11 protein-coding genes and 1 tRNA gene are annotated in these 18,683 nt (G+C 40.4%); 6 read left to right on the top strand and 6 right to left on the bottom strand.

Annotation, left to right across the window (positions count from 1 at the left end; translation table 11 throughout):
• Positions 1-294: 294 nt before the first annotated feature.
• The 3 genes from BP861_RS08705 to BP861_RS08695 all read right to left on the bottom strand — a co-directional run bounded on the left by BP861_RS08705 (position 295) and on the right by BP861_RS08695 (position 2,262).
• Complete coding sequence (locus BP861_RS08705; RefSeq protein WP_292374460.1) at positions 295-789, bottom strand: hypothetical protein; 495 nt, start codon at positions 787-789, stop codon at positions 295-297.
• Between the two features lie 452 nt (positions 790-1,241).
• Positions 1,242-1,418 carry a hypothetical protein gene (locus BP861_RS08700; RefSeq protein ID WP_292374458.1) on the bottom strand — a complete coding sequence of 59 codons (177 nt, stop codon included), beginning with the start codon at positions 1,416-1,418 and terminating at the stop codon, positions 1,242-1,244.
• A 511-nt stretch (positions 1,419-1,929) separates the two neighbouring features.
• Positions 1,930-2,262, bottom strand: coding sequence for a hypothetical protein (locus BP861_RS08695; RefSeq protein WP_292374457.1), 333 nt, complete (start codon positions 2,260-2,262; stop codon positions 1,930-1,932).
• A 652-nt stretch (positions 2,263-2,914) separates the two neighbouring features.
• On the opposite strand from BP861_RS08695, the gene BP861_RS08690 reads away from it, so the two are divergent.
• The 3 genes from BP861_RS08690 (at position 2,915) to BP861_RS08680 (ending at position 5,693) form a co-directional block, all read left to right on the top strand.
• Entirely contained in the window at positions 2,915-3,202 is a 288-nt protein-coding gene (locus tag BP861_RS08690; RefSeq protein ID WP_292374694.1) for a hypothetical protein, read from the top strand.
• Between the two features lie 434 nt (positions 3,203-3,636).
• A complete protein-coding gene (locus BP861_RS08685) occupies positions 3,637-4,866 on the top strand; it encodes an acyltransferase family protein (protein WP_292374455.1) in 1,230 nt (409 codons plus the stop codon).
• A gap of 461 nt (positions 4,867-5,327) precedes the next feature.
• The gene (locus tag BP861_RS08680; protein ID WP_292374453.1) at positions 5,328-5,693 is read left to right on the top strand and encodes a hypothetical protein; all 366 of its coding nucleotides are present in this window, start codon (positions 5,328-5,330) and stop codon (positions 5,691-5,693) included.
• 301 nt (positions 5,694-5,994) lie between these two features.
• Here the strand turns inward: BP861_RS08680 and BP861_RS08675 are convergent, their stop codons facing one another.
• Positions 5,995-8,571, bottom strand: coding sequence for a DUF3656 domain-containing U32 family peptidase (locus tag BP861_RS08675; RefSeq protein ID WP_292374451.1), 2,577 nt, complete (start codon positions 8,569-8,571; stop codon positions 5,995-5,997).
• A gap of 863 nt (positions 8,572-9,434) precedes the next feature.
• Between BP861_RS08675 and BP861_RS08670 the strand changes: the two genes are divergently transcribed.
• The gene (locus BP861_RS08670) at positions 9,435-9,671 is read left to right on the top strand and encodes a hypothetical protein (protein WP_292374449.1); all 237 of its coding nucleotides are present in this window, start codon (positions 9,435-9,437) and stop codon (positions 9,669-9,671) included.
• Entirely contained in the window at positions 9,665-11,128 is a 1,464-nt protein-coding gene (locus BP861_RS08665; RefSeq protein ID WP_292374447.1) for an MATE family efflux transporter, read from the top strand. Before BP861_RS08670 ends, BP861_RS08665 begins: the two co-directional genes overlap by 7 nt.
• A 248-nt stretch (positions 11,129-11,376) precedes the next feature.
• Here the strand turns inward: BP861_RS08665 and BP861_RS08660 are convergent, their stop codons facing one another.
• Complete coding sequence (locus BP861_RS08660) at positions 11,377-12,117, bottom strand: hypothetical protein (RefSeq protein ID WP_292374445.1); 741 nt, start codon at positions 12,115-12,117, stop codon at positions 11,377-11,379.
• Between the two features lie 311 nt (positions 12,118-12,428).
• Positions 12,429-12,500: transfer RNA gene (locus tag BP861_RS08655), tRNA-Cys, on the bottom strand.
• 429 nt (positions 12,501-12,929) lie between these two features.
• Here BP861_RS08655 and BP861_RS08650 point away from each other — a divergent pair.
• Entirely contained in the window at positions 12,930-17,879 is a 4,950-nt protein-coding gene (locus BP861_RS08650) for a papain-like cysteine protease family protein (protein WP_292374443.1), read from the top strand.
• Positions 17,880-18,683: the final 804 nt, after the last annotated feature.

The following is an 18,683-nucleotide window of genomic DNA, read 5'->3' as shown; positions in this document are numbered from 1 at the left end:
TATTATTATTATTATTATTATTCAATCTTTTCAAGTAAAGAGAAAATAAGTTTTTGCTAACTCATAAAGTATTTTTTAACCTCAAAAATTATCCTGCTCAGGAAACTGATCGTTAGTCATTTGAACCATCTATAATGGAGAGAAACTAGCTCTCCATTATAGATGTTTATATTAATGTCGGAATCATAATCACACATCTTGGGCAGACTTGCATCAGATTCTCATATTTTGTGTCAAATTCTACCTAAAACTCATGCTTAAAACCAAATAACAGAAAAATTGACTGATTGTGCTTTAAACCCTTACTCCATCATCGGTTATCGTAATATCACAGGTCCCGACAAAAATGGTATCGTGCATATCCACACCGTTTATGCTTTTTCTGGGCATATCGTTTATTTCCACGGTACGGTCAGTTATATGGATTTTCTTGTTTCTTACGTAAAAAGTTCCTGTCACTGCAATATACTGGTCTTCTGTAATTCTAGCATTGAATATGACAGTACCATCCTCTTTTTTTGTCAGTGTGAGGCCGTTTCCTTTCTCGATTTCTCCCTGTGCATCAAAGTTTTCATTTATCTGGATAAATTCGTTTTTATCTATTTTTGCTATGAGTTCGGAGTTCTCACCCCGGATCTCGGTTGTCAGAATCAAGCTTTCATCGCAGTTTTCAAGAGTGAATAAAGGCGTTCTGTCTCCATTATTCCCATCAGGCTTATATGACAACCTGTATACCGGATCTGCATACACATTCGATCCCAAAATTAACATATAATCATCACGAGTCATACGGTTTTCTCCTGTATATTTTTTAATGTGCGGAAATGTCTACAAATTATTCTTTGTAACTATATAAAATCTACTTTATATATACAAACAATTATTTCTCAGTTAATAAATCCTTCTTAATAATACAAAAGCTTCCTAATATTTATACAAGACAGTTTTTTATATTTTCCTTTCTATAAAGAAGATTAAAACTAACAGTGAAAAAGAAAGTATATTGCTAGATTACAGACTTGATCTTCCCTGCAAGATGTTCGTCATTAAGTTTCAAAGAGCTGACATTTTTGATTTCTCTATTCCTATCGGAAAATTTGGGGAGATTTTGTAGGTTGATGCAGGCAAAATAGGTACAAATAAAATTAAAAAGAGATTCGAAATCTAAGAGAAAGCTAAAAAGCCCGTTCTTAATAAGTGAACAGTATCTCTTATCTGGTTTCTATATAACCCTTGAATAATCAGGTTTTGCCTGTTCCATCACAGTTGATGCAGTTATTAGCTCCATTTCCCAAGCAAAATAAACATTCTTCCCACTCCATTTCTCCTTCAACTTCTTTCCATTTCCCACCTTCGCCGTCACAATTCAAACACCTGTCTCTGCCACTACCGCCACAATTACGGCATATATCATTCATAATTGCACCCCCAAACTTTTTGCGTAAGTATTAGTGTATGATAAAATACTCCTTAATTTGACTGGCAAGCCAGACACGCTAATAAACAGTTAAACTTTATCTCTACGGATTCTAATTTCTGCGTAAGCGTTGAAAAACTGTGATTATTTTTATAATAGATGCTCTATACTAAAACAGTTTTGAAACAATGTTTCTAATACCAGATTTCAAGTTCACACGATACTATTAATTAAATCTATTACTTCATGAAAATCTATTGTTCCAGATTTCTTTGGAGACAAAAAATTACATTACTTTTAGAAAATGGTCCTTTCTATAGGAATTTACTATAACATTAAGTGCAAATCCATAACTTACGTAGCTTAATTAAAATTAAATCGAGTCAGGCGTGTAAAGCTAATATACATACAGTCCGACAGGTCAGGAGAATCAATAGACATACAGTCCGACAGGTCAGGAGAATCAAAGGTTCAAGCAGGATTAATTGAACTATCGGTACTTTAAGTTTAATTCAGCAAAACTGTGCCCAGTATCTGTGTGCTTTGACGTAACCTCCCCAGAGTACGAAATCATTCAATTCTTCAAAATCTACTTCTACTGAGTTTAAATATATCTTATTCTGAAAAGCTGAAAAATCCATCTCGTACTTTTTCTTCATCTCGGTTATTTTTTTGTCGTAATAATAGGTTTTTTGTTCAGCTTTGTTGTGCACAAACCCATGTAAAGCTTTTTGTTCTTCCTTGTATAATGTGATTTTAGCCCTACTATCTATAGACTCAAGGAGTTTTCCAGGCACTTTTACATGCTGATTGTATTCAACTATGTCTCCCACATTACCACCCATTCTTATTCTGTCCCTTCGGCTTTAAATTTATTTGTATACTTTCCAACTTTTTTAAGTGAAGCTTTCAGAAATTTAACAAATATAAATATAGATATCTGGAAATATCCCTTATTTTTACCAAACATCCATATATTTCATATACTGTTACATATTAAATTTATGTCTTTAAAAATTTATAAAGTTTATGGAGTAAATTGGAGGTAATTGGAAATCTGACACTTGGTTTAAATCAAGTAACGATATATTAATGACTATAAACATCTCGTGATTCAGTATAAGAGAATGAATAATGTTAGCTCACGAGTAAAATCTACCAAAACAGGAATTGAAATTAATCTCTAAGATAAAATGTAGTCGGCAAGTATTCTTCTTATCTCAAATAAAGTCTAATTGGAAAGCTAAAATCCCTAATGAGAGATTACAATGCTAAATTTGAATTTTTATTTCAGTAACTTTAATAATAATCAAAATTTAAAGAGATAAAACTTATATCATTGTGGCTTATTGCTGTTATAGATGCTGTTGTAAATCCTATTATTATTAATAAAAACAATTTATATACTTGAAATGAAACAGTATCAAAAGCGAAACCCTATTCATGAAGTTGAAAAATTAAATTCTATAACTAAATTTATTAAAAAATGTGATCCCTATGCCCAGAAAATATGCTAACAAAACAACCCACTTTATTCTCCATGACGATGGTACATTCGATGTTTATATGAATAAAAAGTTCAAAGAATGTGGACTTTATGAGGAAACCCTAGATACTGTAATATTAAACTACTTCAAACACTCCTCGATATTCCAAAAGGAGGAAGGATGCTTAATTTCTGAAAATTGCAGAATTTGGATAGAGGACAGAATAATTAATGTGCCAGGTGGCATCCTAAATAACGGAGTGTTCATAGCTAACTGTGATGACGAGGTACTATCCTAAAAGATTGAAGTTTGTGCCATTGAGTGAAAACTAACGGAAATTATTTGGATTCGAAGGAATCCATTTCTCGGAATTTTTTTGTCTAACTAGAACAAGAGAAACTTTCTATATAATCTCATATTTTTCTATTCTATATATCGCACGTTTCAATTAGTAAACTCTAATTTGGAATTAAGTAATGGAACTCAGTTATATACATTAAATATTATTTTCAGTGCTCATTCTGATTCAAAATCCAGATCCATTAAATCAAGAATTGGAACAAATGGAAAGACTTATTTTATCTGTAGCTATCATTATCTTTCGATGGATTCTGCGACTGCGATGGCAGATCTTTTGTGATTAAGCTGGAGTTGAACCTTATTTATTACACGTGGCCTTATTATGGGAGTATTATAAAGACTGTTTAAATAAATCCTCTTTGAGCAATAAGTATGACCGACAAGATCAACTATCTTGATGGACTACGCGGTATAGCTGCGATTAATGTTATGATAATGCACTTCTTCATCTTATTAGTCCCGGCAATAATCTATAGTGATCGGATGCCCTCACATTTTGGGGGCCTTGAACAGCTTTTTTCGAGTACACCCCTGGGATTAATTGGAGCCGGGAACTTTTCGGTCTGCATCTTCTTTGTTCTCAGTGGCTACGTATTAACCTATAAATATTTTAGAACGAAAGACAAAAAAATAATTATAAGCGGCGCTGTACGTCGATATATAAGATTGTTTGTTCCTGTATTCGCAGCGATTATTTTAGCATTCTTATTAGCATCAACCGGAGTATTTCATTATTATATTGAAACTGTAATGATTTCTGGAAATAATAATTATGCCAACTACTGGACCTTTACACCAGACATTGTCGACGCGGTTAAGCAGGCGGTTTGGGGATCGTTTTTTGCAGGTGAAGATACCTATAATCCGGTTTTGTGGACGATGACAATAGAATTTTATGGGTCAATGCTTGTTTTCGCAATGGCCTTACTGTTCGGGGTACAACGTACCCGCTGGACATTCTACCTTGCAGCAGCCGTGCTTTTCTTCAATTCCTACTATTTTGCCTTTGTAATTGGAATGGTACTCGCCGACACGTTCAACAGTAAGACGTCGATGTTTAAAACAGATAATAAAATAATATTGTCTATTCTACTGATTTCAGGGTTGTTTCTCGGATCATATCCTGTAGGCACTGTGACAAACGATTCGCTATATGGTTTCCTCAATAACGGCCTCTTCCAAACACCAAAGCTGACCTATCATATTCTGGGCGCCGGCATGATAATGTATGTTTTATTGAACAGCCGATGGCTACAAAACATTTTTTCTTCCTCAGTGCTGGTATTTCTCGGAAAAATATCTTACTCTCTGTATCTGATACATTTTCTAGTAATAAGCAGCTTCACCTGCGCACTGTTCCTCTTCCTTCATTCAGTATTTTCATATGGGACAGCTGTTTTCATTTCATGTTTCTTGTCTTTATTATTAATCATACCCTTGAGCTATCTGTTTTACAAGTATGTTGACATGGCGGGTGTAAGAATATCTAAGATCTTTTACAATCGGATGGTCGATCCGTCCATATCCAGCGGTACAAGGTATATAAAGCAAAAAACTATATCAAGCGCGATTTTTACAATATATGATAAATTACTCAAATAATTATTTTTTTCTTATATAATTACCTTGAATTATTATCTCAAACTAAATTGCTGATATTTCAAAATCATATATTGCTTTGTGATGGAATACCGCGTGCTTATTAGCATGAGACTTACAAGGTTAATTTAAATCAGTAGTGAAGCAATAAACTATCTGTGCACACTAATTTTAGTAAGTTTTACTGTACTTGCCCTTAACATTTGACATTATCTATAATAAAAATATTAAATAAAAATTCTGTCAAAAGTATCATATATAAGGACTTTGATATCACATTTAGTAAGTATAGCAAATACTTGACATATTTCTCGGGGTTTATTTTTTGAAATCTTCCTTCTAACACGTGTAAATTTCTCGAGAAAAATTAGAAATTAGAAAGCACGGTGAGTATGAAAATATAATAGGGAAAAGAATTTGAGGTGTAAAATATGTTAAAAAATCGGCTTATAATAGCAGGTTTAATGATATGTTTAATCCTGGCAGCGGTTCCATCGGTCTTGAGTGCTGCATCTTCTCAAGATAAGGGAGTGGCTCTGGGCTCAGGCGGTCAGCAGTCAACAGCTCCAGCCACATTGGGAAAATCAATGTCCACAACAGCTGTGACCAGCAACGTAGCAACAGAGTACTGGCTTGAACTGAAGGCATATCCTGCCTCCAACGCGAGAGCTCTTTGGCTCTATGTAGGTAATGACTGGAGATATTTATCCAACCCATCCAGCAATATTGAAACTTCTGTACAAAATGCATTTGCTAACCCTGACGAATTCCAGGTTAAGGTCTGGTACTCTGGACAGAAGATTGTCGGATTAGTAGTCATGACTAAATAATTGTAAGCAAGGATAGATTTTTAAGTTGCATTAAAAACAGATGCGTAAAATCCGTTTGCAGATTATAGCCTTTCTAATTTTAGGGCTTAAGTAGTTGCTGGCTTTGCAGGCAACTTTTAATTTTTTTAAATTTTAACACGGAGAATTTTTTGGGTTTTATAAATAGAGTAAGAGAGTTTATTGTAATTTCTTCAGCAGATAACTTGTTTTTCTTGATATTTTCCTGAATGCGATTTTGCTGTCTTATTCCTCTTATTTCACATATCAAGGGGTAATCGTTTTTTATTTAAAGGAGTTTCACTTAAACTCCCTTAAAATAATGCCCTGTAGTATACTCAACCCCTCTTGCAGGCTTCAGCCTGGTTTCTTTTCCTGCAAGAGCTTCTTTGTATGCCTTTATGATCTCTTTTATCTCGATCTGATTATTGAAGGAAAGATCAAGTCGAAGCACATCCACACCGTAATCTTTCAGGTTTTTAACATATTTCAGCATATCAAGCACTTTTGAATTGTAAATAAGGGTCCGGGTCCCCAGATGCTCTACCGGAAACTCGGAATCTTCCTGGTCAATGAGAAGTACCTCGCTGTCCTTTCTTACAATTCTTCTGTCAATAAGGGGCTTTAAAAGATCATTTTCCGTAATGAGCATAAGTTCTCTACCGTAAACGAAAATTTCGGTCTGTCCTGAGCTCTTGCAGGTTTGGATTGCCTCACAGATGTTTTTTATCTCACTTAGGTTCAGTTCACTTGAAAGGGTTGCTCGATACGCTCCTGCTTGATAGAGAATACTGGCTGTAAAAGCGTTGAAAATATTGAATTCCTTTCCTGCGGCAAAAGGTATGGAAAGCTCTTTTGCAAGCTGTACGACCCCAAAATCGGAACAGGCTATCCCGAAGCCTGCGGTTTTTACTTTTTCCAGCAGGGGTTTGAGTTTATCCAGTTCATGATCATGATTTATCAGGGGAACCCTGAAAACAAGTTCAACCTTTTCGGCTTTCAAATCTTCAAGTTTTTCCGCATTCTCGGGCGCAGTCAGCTCTTCAATCTTTGAAACCGGAATATATATTATATCTGCGCCGGCAAATGCAGCCTCAAAGAGAGAGGAACTTTCATTTACTTCAACGCTAAGAAGGAGTCGTTTTGAAGCTGAGTTTCTCTGGGTTCCCCTGAAGGCTGGAGCGTTGTCATATTGATTACTTGCTTCGCTGCTGCAGCTTTCAGAACTGTAAAGGTAATTGAAATCTGCAAGATCCGGGTGTTTTTGCTCTTTTTTATCTCCACTGAGAATTTTTTCCAGCAGGAGGTCTGCAGCCTTTCTCCTTGCGTTCTTCAGCACGCTGACAGGAATGAAAATGTTTTCATCAGCTTCGATCTCGACAGATTTAGCCTCAAAAGGAGTATCTCCAAGGCTTTCCATTGCTTTTCTTATCTGCTCAACCGTGGTAGGGTTTTTCTCGGCTTCCTGGACAATGTAATCATCCGTGAATTCCGCAGTAGCCTTCTCCTTACTTTTCCCGGCCTCTCTGAGCTTTTTACTTTCTTCTTCAATTATAACCGTAAACTGCTCTCCTTTTCTGGCTCTTACTTTCAGGCTTACAGGAAGCGTTTTCAGTTTTGTTTTTTGAAGAGTATCGAGGAGTCTCGTGTCTGTTGTGAGATAAAGCTCGTCGCCTCTCTGGACTGCTCTTCCGGTCTTCGAGCTGATTTCAAGCCCTACTTTTTCACCTTTTTCTGCATCTTTTATATGCTCGCCTGAAATCGTGATTATGCCTGTAACTGCTGAGCCAAGCATTCTCTCCCGTGTGAAAATACTTATACCGTCTTTTACCTGGATGTCTTCATTCAATCGAACTGTAAGTTTCGTGTTCCCTTTTGAGCGGGAAATATCAAGGACTTTTCCAAGGAATGCCCCGTAGTTTGAGCTGTATTTGGGATGGGATACGCCTTTTTCTCCTAGTATGAAACCTCTTGTAAAACCCCTGTAAAAGAGTTTTGCAAGCTCGGCTTCCCTTGCTTCAAGTTCCTCTTTTGTCGGGTTCTCTCCCGGACCGCAGATGCCTTCTACTGCAGCTTTATAGGCAGCGGCACTTGCAGTAATGTACTCGGGCTTTTTCATCCGGCCTTCGATTTTAAGGCTTACAACTCCGGTTTTTATGATTTCTTCAAGCCCTGTGAGAGTGGAAAGCTCGGCACAGCTTATGGGATAACTGCCTCCGATGTGCCTTTCGTCAACCTCCCTGCCGTTTACCACGAATCTGTACCGGCGTCGACAGGGTTGGGCACAGGCTCCCCGGTTTGCGCTTCTGCCATGCAGGAAACTGCTGAAAAGACATTTGCCAGAATAGGAGTAGCAAAGGGCCCCATGGACGAAAACCTCAATTTCCGCGTTTGAGTGATCCACGATATCTTTTACCTCAGCCGCGGTAAGTTCCCTTGAGACTATAACTCTTTTTGCTCCCAGGCCTGATAAAAAATCGACTCCTCCTTTATTATGGATAGTCATCTGGGTGCTTGCGTGAAGCTCCAGGTCCGGATAGATCTCCTTTAAAAGCTTGAGGAGCCCCAAATCCTGAAAAATAACCGCATCAATTCCGGCTGCATATGAACAATCTACTATCTCAAGCGCGTGCTGCAGCTCTTTTTGCTTGATCGGAATATTGAGAGCCAAGTAAACTAAAACTCCATGCGAGTGGGCCAGTTTCACGGCTGCATCAAGGTTATCAAGAGTGAAATTCTTTGCACCCTGGCGGGCATTAAATTCGCCGACTCCAAGATATACAGCATCAGCTCCCCCTCGAATTGCAGCAAGCAGGGCCTCTTCGTCACCTACGGGAGCCAGGACTTCAGGTGAAGTACAGGTAATATTTTTAGTAGACATTTTAGATCAGTTTCTTCTTTCCGGTGGCCGGAAGGTTTTTACAAGTTTCAAGATAAGGCTATGGAAATAATTTACATGAAAAGCTTAGCGGCTTGCTATGAAAATATAAGTATTGGTAATAATTATTAATTTAATAATTATAAAATTAATTATTAAGGGTAGTCATTATCGGAAATAAGTTCAGTTCAATTTAAAACGGAAAGGTATTTCTCGCATAAAAATGGATGGGTAAGCCCTTGATCTTTTTATTGTATAGAATACTTGTTGTAAATCTGAAAATTTTTTAAACTTGCTATTGTAATAAGATGATTCTTTTTAATCGATAGATATTCAATTTCAGGTTTATTTCTGATTATTTGTAAATTTAATAGCCCGTGAGCAAATTTAATGTTTTTCCAGAATTTTTACCTGAAGCTGAACCATTTTATTCACGTTTTCAGCTTTAGATCTATTAATTAGTGTTTGTGCATAAAATAGGGCTAGTTTATCTACTTAGGTGTTTTTAAGACCTCCAATAATATAACCTGTTAAATTAAGAAAGAGTGCAAATCTATATATGTACATAAATATTCTTCCATTACATAATATTAGCTGTAATAATTAGCTGTAATCAGATACTATCTGAATCTGGTTTTACTTGCTTTGTTGCTGGTTGGACAGGATTCTTGGTTCGTTTGAATCCTCTTTTTCCCTTTAGTAAACGGTGAAGCTTCGTAAAACGAATGAATGCTGCAGGAATGCGCACAAATTAACCCACAGATTATATGCAGTTACCAGTTTGGCATAGACAGACTAATTAATTTTGCAACAAGGCAACTATAATTGAATCTGCGTATTTTCAGAAGCTTCATCCAGGATGAGTTATGACCCCACTTAAACTATTTGAGAGGATCAAATCTTACTACCTCGATCCCTCAAGAATAGGTGAAATTTTAAGAAGATACAGATCTTTACAGAAACACAATACAACTTACCTCTCTTTGAATAGGTTCTTCCACCTGGCAACCGCAAAAATAGTCCCGGAGTTTCAAAATCAGGCCTCTAAAAAGCTGGTCTCTGAAAAGCTGGCTTTAACACGTAAGGAGGGCCTGGAATGGTAAGTAACGAAGAGATGAGGTCCGGGAATATAGTGAATCTATTCTTGAAATTTGTATTCCCGACCGTCGTTGGAGTTGTTATTGCCGGAATTCAGGGAATCATTGACGGCTTCTTTATAGGAAATGCTATAGGAAGCCAGGGGCTTGCAGCAGTCACTCTTGCCTATCCTGTTTATATGGTCATTATTGCCATGGGAGTAATTATCGGGATCGGTGCATCAAGTCTTGCGGCCCTGCAACTTGGAAAGGGGAATTTCAGGAGAGCCCTGGATATAGTACACAATGCTTTTTCCCTCTGTCTTCTTACAGGAGCAGTTCTTACCGTAGCCGGACTGGTTTTTTGTGAGACTTCGATCAGCATCCTTGGAGCCAGTGGGCCTGCTCTCGATTTTGCCCATGAATATCTGAGGATTATCTTAATTGGCTCAGTCTTTATGATCCTTTCAGTTGCTCTTGAACCTCTGGTCAGGAACGACGGGAAACCCAGGCTTTGTATGAGCATCATGATTGCAGGGGTAATTGTAAATCTTGTGCTTGATTACCTTTTCGTCATGCAGCTGGACATGGGAATGATGGGTGCCGCTCTTGCCACAATAATTGCCTTTGCTCTCCCGGCAGTGCTGTTTATGCGTTATCTTTTTGGCAGCGAGGCAAAATTGAGACTCCGGCTTAAAGCTATGAAATTCAAACTCGAGACCCAGATCCTCAGAGCCGGCTTTCCGTCTTTCGTGATGCAGCTATCGTTGGCTCTCGTGCTCTTTGCACACAATTACATGCTACTTGGGTATGGTTCCGAACTTGCGGTCTCAGCCTATGGCATTATAGGATATGTCGTTTCAATATTCTCAATGCTTTTCGAGGGAATGGCTCTGGGAGTGCAGCCGATTATAAGTTTCAATTACGGAGCTGGCTATTATCAAAGAGTTTCAAAAACCCTGAAGCTGACACTACTTTCGTGCATCCTTACCGGAGCTTTCGGATTTGTGCTAATCAACCTCTTTCCGGAAAAAGTGGTGCAGATCTTCAGCCAGGGAGACTCCGAACTTATGGTGATTACCCTACGAGGAATGAAGATAATCATGTTCTCTTTGCTCGTTGAAGGAATCGTACTCCTTACTGCTATCTATTACCAGTCAATAAATAGGGTCAGAGAATCACTCTTCATCTCCCTCGGGAAGATTTTTGTCGTTCTCTTTCCTCTGCTCTTTATCCTGCCTGCTTTCTTCGGGCTGGATGGAGTCTGGGCTGCATCTCCGGCTACGGAATATATCATGGCGATAGTAGCTCTAGCAATGCTTTCGAAGGAATTCAAATTCCTCAGGCATGGTGTAAAGGCAAAATCTAAGCACTCAGCTGGCACAAAAAGGGCATTACCTGTAGTTATAAACAGTGGAAAAGCCAAAGTTGGAGAAAGCCTTAGATTTGTTACTTTTAGGCTTCCAGAAAAAGATATCTCATGAGAGAACAATCCCTGAAATACAGTTTTTAAGGCTTTAAACAGGAGCAAGAAAGCTCCTCCATTCTACCGTAAAAACTGTATTTCAGATGAACATGTGAGTTCATATTATTATCTCATTTTTGGTATTTCTGGGTTTGAGCATGAATATCCACAATGGTTTAATCCATACTATTTAATCTGTTATCATTCTCCTATTACTATTCTCAAAATAATATAAAAAATATATAGACTGGAGATAGCTTGAGGTTATTAAACAAATTTGAATCTTCTATTTAGTCTGATTTCACGGTAGCCGCAGTTTCTGCATTTAAAATACCTTATTTTCTTTCTGAAAACGTAATTTAAAACGTCAACACTTCTATATTCTTCGATTGCATGCTCTTTCCCACATTCTTCGCAGGTATCTTCATTTAAATTGTCCTGTTTTTTCTCGCGATGGTGATCTATGGGTTGAGGTTCGACTTTTACATCTTCATGCCCGCAGTTTATGCAATGCCAATAGTTTGTTAGGGTTTTTGTATATGTGTCGATTTTGCTTTCTTCTTTTACGAGAGGAGCCTGAAATTCCTCAAAAACGAAATGCTTCCTGCATTTTTCGCAGTATGAGTCCGTACAATAATTCACAATGGCCCTGTAATAACCAAACATATATAGGAAAGCAACCTCTGACACAATCGTTAAAAATTTTCCGGCTGATAGAAAGCCTTCGGATTTTATGGAGAAAAAAGTAGGAGAAAGCATTAAAAGTAGGAATAGTAATATTGAAAGGAGAAGTAGTTTTGAGAATAATCTGGCCCTTTTTTGAATTTTTTCTACTCCAAGTTTATTTGCCAGATTAACAGCCTCTTCCCTGCTTTCAGGACTATATCTGGGATTTAGTCTCTGGGTCATTTCCACGATGTCATTTTCAGGGTCTATTTTGTAATTGATGCCTTTATAGAAAGCCTGATATGAACCTGATGGAAACCTTATGCGTTTGTCTTTTGTCAATAGATCAGCGGCCCGTATCTGGTTGGATTAGCTGTTATTCATGACTATTTTTTATATATCTCAGGGCATGATAAATGTTTTTCCAGCAGAGTTGTGGCTCTGCCGTCCGACTCTTATTTCGGGATGACGGTCCGAATTCTGCTTCGACAACATTCTGTCCGCTTTGCTTACTTCGTTCGTTCAAGCGGACTACAATATAGAAAATAAAACGTAGAAAATAAAACGATATCAATGAAGACGTAAAAAGTTAACGATACCAAAAAACAAAAGTCATTCACAGGAATGAAAATGTTATTTTTTAAAATTAGAAAAGCCAAAGTCCAGATTTGAACCAGGACTGAATCGCTCTGCTGGCGATTGCGTGACCGCTCCGCCACCTTGGCAGTCTGCACAACCTAATACAGTATACGAATATATATATTTTTTGACTGATAGTATATCGTTACTCACACAGTGCCACTTACAAAATCGTTTTTTCTATGAACTTTCAACTTTATTCTTGAAGTAATCCCCTGAGAGAAAGGGTATAATGGCTTTAAATCCCGAGAAAACCCATTTAATTTTTAATTTCTATTTTGAGTGTAATGGAAATATAAGAAAAATAATAAAAATTCTTTTAAATTTATTTCACAAGTATTTTATATTCAGATATGTGTTTTTATAATTTATTTGCCGTTGGAGGTACTTGGAGGTCTGAAGGGGTTAGTTACAAGGATTGTGCTTCCTGACTATGATAGTAAACGTGAGTAGCTCCAGGGTAAAAATAACAAAGACCTGTTTAAGAGACTTGAGACACTGGAGAAGGATCAAGTATGAATAGAGTCAGCATCAACGGTTTTTTGAAACCCACTGATAACGGACCCATCACTGACGAGTATCTGGGCCATTTTTTGAAGGTCAGCTACATTCAGGAAATTGGAGGTAATTCGATTTACAGTAGGGATCGCATTGATGTCGAACGAAACGGAGCCTTCCGTTTTTTCTTACCCAATCAGGATCTACTAGGCGGGAAATCAATCACGATCGCGGCGTTTGCACCGGATGGTGAGCAATTGGGCACTCAGAACTACAGTTTTGGAAGTCTGAATGCAGCTATTTTATCAGAAAATGTAGAAGATGACACACAACCCCTGATCCTGCACGTGGACCCCAAGGTTATTCAATTCAATGAATCAAGCCCGGTTCTGAATGCCTCTCGAAAGGTTGCGGGCAAAGTCATTGATATTTCTGGGGAGAAGAAAGTTGCCGGCATTCAGATCGTCATCATGGCAAGTGATGATCCGAATGCTGCCGTGGATAGCCAAAGCTATCGCCCGATCTTCTCTGCACAGACAGATCGTGGGGGCTATTTCTTCGGGCGGGTGGATAATAAGACTCATGAAGGAGCCTACGGACTTATTGCCGGACTTGAGGGTACACCCATCCCGATAACCCTCGACAACAAGAAAATCCCCAAAGATATCATCCTGGTCGCTGATCTGTCTGGCTTACCCAGTGAGGTACTGTCCAGCAGCGGAACTCCTAATCTACCGGATGCGGAAGATCTGGTTAGCAGCCCCTCATTTTCCCAGGATCTGGGAGGGAGATGTGTCGATTTTACGATCCCGAACCGCACCCTGGAAGAATTCAGCTTTTACCATACTGTTAGGACCACGGAACCTGAGATCAAAGGCCTTACTATTACGGCTAAAGAAAGCAAATACATAAAAGATGAACTGCTGGCCATCTCCGACGAGCTCTTCACAATTTTCGGCAGACTCAACAATTCATTCAATACTTTATCCATCATTCCTTACACAGTGGATGAAGAAAAAACGACAGCTGAAATGGATAATGCGGTGCGGATAAAAAGCACGCAAACCTCTGCTCCGGCCTCGCCGGTTTACTACCTGAAAGTGCCTTCAGGAACCACGCAGCTCAAATTAAGCACACAAGATCTGCTGCAGGTGAGTCCAGGAACCAACTTCAGCCTTTTGGTCAAAATACTGTCCGAGCAGGCGCGCCGAAAGGCGAAGTTGCAGGAATTACATCAACAACTGGCCGCTGCCTACTGTGGTAAATACGGAGTTCAGGAAGCTAAGACCTACTGCGAGACCTTGACATCCAAGAATGCTTTGAATTACGCTACCCTGGAATCTATCCTTGGACACATCCAGAAGTATGCAAAGTTTGTTGAACCTAATAGCAAACTGGCCATACAGTTTGAAGAATTCGTTTCTGATATTAGTGAACTAATGCAGCAACCCTTTGCGGATTCCGGGCTCATTGCCGTCATGAAAACCCGTGGGGTAAAGCTGATCCAGGATGTAGACACGACCACAAATGAATCTCAGGATCAAGAAGAACTGCTTGGATATCTGCGACGTTTGGTGACCGAACTGGCACAGGTGAGCGAAAAAGGTGCATACAATTTCGAACCCTGCCCACCCACTGTGAAAAAGAAAACAATGGGTATTCGGTGCTTGATACATCAGTTTGAAGACACGAAGGAAGTGCTGCGCAATAAAGCCATCTTCTCGCTCGGTGAGATCCTGATGATTCGCGCCAACTACGATGTATTTATTACTAGCATCGCGGCATTTCTCAATCTGCTGGAGCAGTTCCACAGTTTCTATACCTCAAGCACGGCCTTCATGATCTCTTTAGAAGATAATTACTTTATCGAGAACTACAACCCCATCAAAAGTTCATTGAACAGACTGAAAAGGCAGATCTACACCGCCATCAATAAAATCGAGGATATTGAGCGCGCCTACATCTCCAACCATCCCGGTCGTAAGGAACTGACAGTCGAGAATAGTATAGACTGGGATGAAACTCCCACGATTTATGAAAATACCACGATTGCGCACGGCCATATCCTGCACTTCAAGCAAAAATGGAAGGCTGATGGGTATTCGCTCGGGGATTTACTCTATAGCTTGCCGCTGGCGCCCTGCCAGGAAAAGCAGATAGCGATTATCGACTGGGATCGTGAAGAACGCTCCGCCCGAAGCGAGAGCCAAACAATCACAGAGGCCTTAGTAGCCGATATTTCACACGACCGTGATATCAGTGAAATAATCAGTTCGTCTTTCCGGGAGAGTATCAATGCCAGCTCAACCAATAAGACAGGCTCCACCAGTGGTGGTATCGGTGGCGCCTTTGGGTTCATAGGCAACTCATTAGGCCTCGGCATTGCGGGAGGCGTTTCCCATTCAGGTGCCTCATCCAGTTCTACTGCTACGCAAAACTCATCTCGGGATCTGGCAGGCAGTACATTGAACCGGCTGCAGGATAGTATCGCTCAGTCGGCCTCATCGCTCAGGAACCAACGTAGCACGGTCATACAGACCGTCGGGCAAGCCGAGAACATGACGGTACAGACCGAGGTGATTAAAAACAATAACCATTGTCATGCCATGACTGTGGAATATTTCGAAGTACTGAAACATTATGCGATCGAAACGGAACTTGTGGACGTCCAGGAGTGCCTGTTTGTCCCGCTGCCGATGAGCCTCTTCGATCATCAAAAGATCCTTCGCTGGAGGAACACTCTACGCCGGGCTGTTTATGGCCAAAAACTGATCAGAGGCTTTGATGCCATAGAGCGGATCTCCAATAATTACGCCGATTCTGACCTACCTGTCGGCAGCTACGCGGATGAAGTGATTGAGGATTTTAGCGGTAATTTTTCAATCTCGTTCGAACTCAAACGCCCTTATAAAAGTGCAATCGACGAAATGAAAAAAACCGAAACATACGATCTGAACGTGCCGTTCCCGTGGTTTTTCGGCTCGATGGAATTTACGCTGGAGCGTGAAGTCCCGCTGACTGAAGCCGAAAAGGATGCCGTTTTCGAAACACAATACGCTCCGGAAATCGTTCGCACTTTTATCGATAATATCGAGATTGATGCCATCGCAGAGGATGGTACTGAAAGACCATTGAAGCTGGACTTTACCTTACTCTCGAATTACAATCGTGGAGTTCCTCTGGAAGTAAAACTCGCTAGTCAAGTGACACAGAATATCACCCGGCGCCAAATAAAGCATCTGCGTTTTCGCGCCAATACAACCGTAGACGCTTCTTCCAAGATCATATTACGGTCGGTCTATCTCTATTACCGAACCAAACATTTGAACGAATACATTGTCAGGAACAGTCGGGTTAACAATGATATAATCAATAAGGTAGAGGTGCGAATCGGCCTCAGTACGCCACCCTTTTTTGAGACTCAGAGAAAGACCGATGCGGCATTGATATATACGCCACTTTCCGACAACGAGCTGAGGGATCCGAGAAAGGAGGACCGCGAAGCTGCCGCCGCTTTGGTCAGTTTTTTGAACGAGCACTTGGAAATGGCCCATAAGGTGATCTGGTACAGCATGGATGCCAGCCGGTTGTTCGGCCTGCTAGATGGCTACATTGCACCAAATTCAGGCGGTAAGAGTGTCGCTAGTGTTGTCGAGAACAGAATAATGGGTATCGTAGGGAATAATCTTGTGCTCAAGGCCGTACCCGGCGAGCGTCTTGATCCCGTATTCAAGGGCGTCGAAGACCTGTTGGCCTACTATCAACCAACCACGAAGCCGGACCCGTTCCGGATCAGTGTCCCGACTAAAGGCGTCTATGCGGAATCCGTAATGGGTAAATGCAACAGCTGCGAAGAAATCGATGATTCCCGACACTGGCGCTTTTCCGAAGTCCCTTGTGATGCCAAAGCCACAATTATCGACCCTATTTCCACCAGTACCCGACGCTCGGATGTGGGCAATCTGCAGGTCAAGGATCTACCTTCAAGTATCATCGCTATGCAGACGGCACCTGCTTCACCCGATCCTACCGGCCTAGGTGCAGCACTTAATCTCCTTGGCAAGAGCGATGTCTTTAAGGATATGACCGGCTTGACTGGCACCCAGGCCAATGCACTGAAAGCTCTAGAGACCACGTCCCAAAGCGTGACCGATCTTGTAGGTATGGCTGCCGATCTCAAGAAGCAGGATGCTATGAAGAAAGATATCGGTAAGACACTGAAAACCATTCAGGAAGCTGAAAGCAGCAAGCAGATTTCCAGAGACCAGGCCAACAAGCTTGCTTACAGTGCCTTGAGCTCTATGGTGGGTGAACCGACTGCGAAACCGACAACCCTGACCCAGGAGAAGGAAGTTCAGGATCTGATCAAGTCCCAGTCGCAGCAAAAAGCACCGAATATCAAGATCAGCCGTGGGACGGAATTGGTCGAGGTTAACGAGCCCAAAACCGGCGGTACCGGAACCTATTTTAATTACACTGTTCCTGGGATCGCGCCGATCATTACGCAGCCCTCGAGTATGACCTGCTGGGCCACGGTTGCGACCATGATGATTTCCTGGAAGGATAAAAAGTCATATACTATTGAGGCTGCAATGGACAAGGCAGGTGCGAAATACCGGGCCATGTTCGATGCTAACCAAGGACTACCCGCAGAGGAGCATGGAGACTTTGCTAAAGCATGTAAAATGACTGGTGAGCCGCCCATGTGCTACACTGTAAACGGCATGCGGGAATTACTTGAGCTTCATGGCCCTCTTATCGTGATCGCCGATGAAGCTCCAGGTGACCTCTGGGCCATTCACGCACGTGTAGTTCGTGGCATATATGGAGACGGCACAGTCGATGGCACCTCCCTGCGGATTAACGATCCTGCGGGCGGTCGTCAGTATACTGAGTCCTTCCGTGCCTTCTCCCAGAAGTATGAAGAAGTGGCAGATGCCCCGCGTTTGCAAGTTATGCACTTCTAATCCACCCTTGATATTTGCCCTTGACATCTGCCTTTGACATGGTGGCTGTAAAGTCATCATACCAAGGGCATTCATTTTTCTTAGAAATCTCCATAATCTTTTTTTCACGCTGTCTAAAAGAGATTGTAGGACAGCCTGTTTAGGAAAGAGTGACCGCACACAATTGATTTTTTTTGGTGGCAATCCCTTAGATTAGCGAATTTAGCTAAGCTGAAGCAACGCCATTAGCCATCTTAAATGGAGCTTGTCACGCTCGGCGCAGGAAAGTTACCTTTCAAAAAAAGAAGTCGAAAGAATAGCTTCATTGTGTTTGTTTTCTAAAAAATGAGAATTTACTGACTCCTGTATGCGAAAAACCTTTCATCATTTTTTTGCTTCTTTGGCCTGGCTTGAGTGTTCTATTTTCTGTAAATAGATCTCCAGTGTTCATAGTTTTAAAAACTAAAAAATTTACAGTGTTCCGTTTCTAAAAAGCCTTTATTTTTGTTTTTTTTGCTTTTTCTGCCTGGCCCGAGCTTCGCTCGGTGAAAGACAAATTTTAGATGATGGATATGGTTTCTTGGGACTTTTTGTCACATTATATTTATTTCTGGGCTGTTTCAATCTCTCTAACAACCTCTTACGGTGAGACTGATAACTGAAAACAAAATTCAATTTATTACAAGGGAGCGCAGAGGGTCACGAATACCCCGACCTTTAGATTGGGGATGAAGTGAACCCTCGCCTCTTCGTTTTTCTCTTTAATTATCTAAATCATTACTTTTTTTGTAAAATGAGGTTTTTTTGGCACCATGGCCATAGGTG

Source organism: Methanosarcina sp. UBA411 (genome assembly GCF_002495725.1).
Classification (GTDB): Archaea; Halobacteriota; Methanosarcinia; order Methanosarcinales; family Methanosarcinaceae; genus Methanosarcina.
Note: the sequence above shows the minus strand (reverse complement) of the source record. Positions and strands in the feature narration are given on the sequence as shown.

Excerpts from the sequence above, each read along its gene's own strand:
- BP861_RS08705 (WP_292374460.1), bottom strand. The coding sequence starts at position 789 with ATGACTCGTGATGATTATATGTTAATTTTGGGATCGAATGTGTATGCA.
- BP861_RS08700 (WP_292374458.1), bottom strand. The coding sequence starts at position 1,418 with ATGAATGATATATGCCGTAATTGTGGCGGTAGTGGCAGAGACAGGTGT.
- BP861_RS08695 (WP_292374457.1), bottom strand. The coding sequence starts at position 2,262 with ATGGGTGGTAATGTGGGAGACATAGTTGAATACAATCAGCATGTAAAA.
- BP861_RS08690 (WP_292374694.1), top strand. The coding sequence starts at position 2,915 with ATGCCCAGAAAATATGCTAACAAAACAACCCACTTTATTCTCCATGAC.
- BP861_RS08685 (WP_292374455.1), top strand. The coding sequence starts at position 3,637 with ATGACCGACAAGATCAACTATCTTGATGGACTACGCGGTATAGCTGCG.
- BP861_RS08680 (WP_292374453.1), top strand. The coding sequence starts at position 5,328 with ATGATATGTTTAATCCTGGCAGCGGTTCCATCGGTCTTGAGTGCTGCA.
- BP861_RS08675 (WP_292374451.1), bottom strand. The coding sequence starts at position 8,571 with ATGTCTACTAAAAATATTACCTGTACTTCACCTGAAGTCCTGGCTCCC.
- BP861_RS08670 (WP_292374449.1), top strand. The coding sequence starts at position 9,435 with ATGACCCCACTTAAACTATTTGAGAGGATCAAATCTTACTACCTCGAT.
- BP861_RS08665 (WP_292374447.1), top strand. The coding sequence starts at position 9,665 with ATGGTAAGTAACGAAGAGATGAGGTCCGGGAATATAGTGAATCTATTC.
- BP861_RS08650 (WP_292374443.1), top strand. The coding sequence starts at position 12,930 with ATGAATAGAGTCAGCATCAACGGTTTTTTGAAACCCACTGATAACGGA.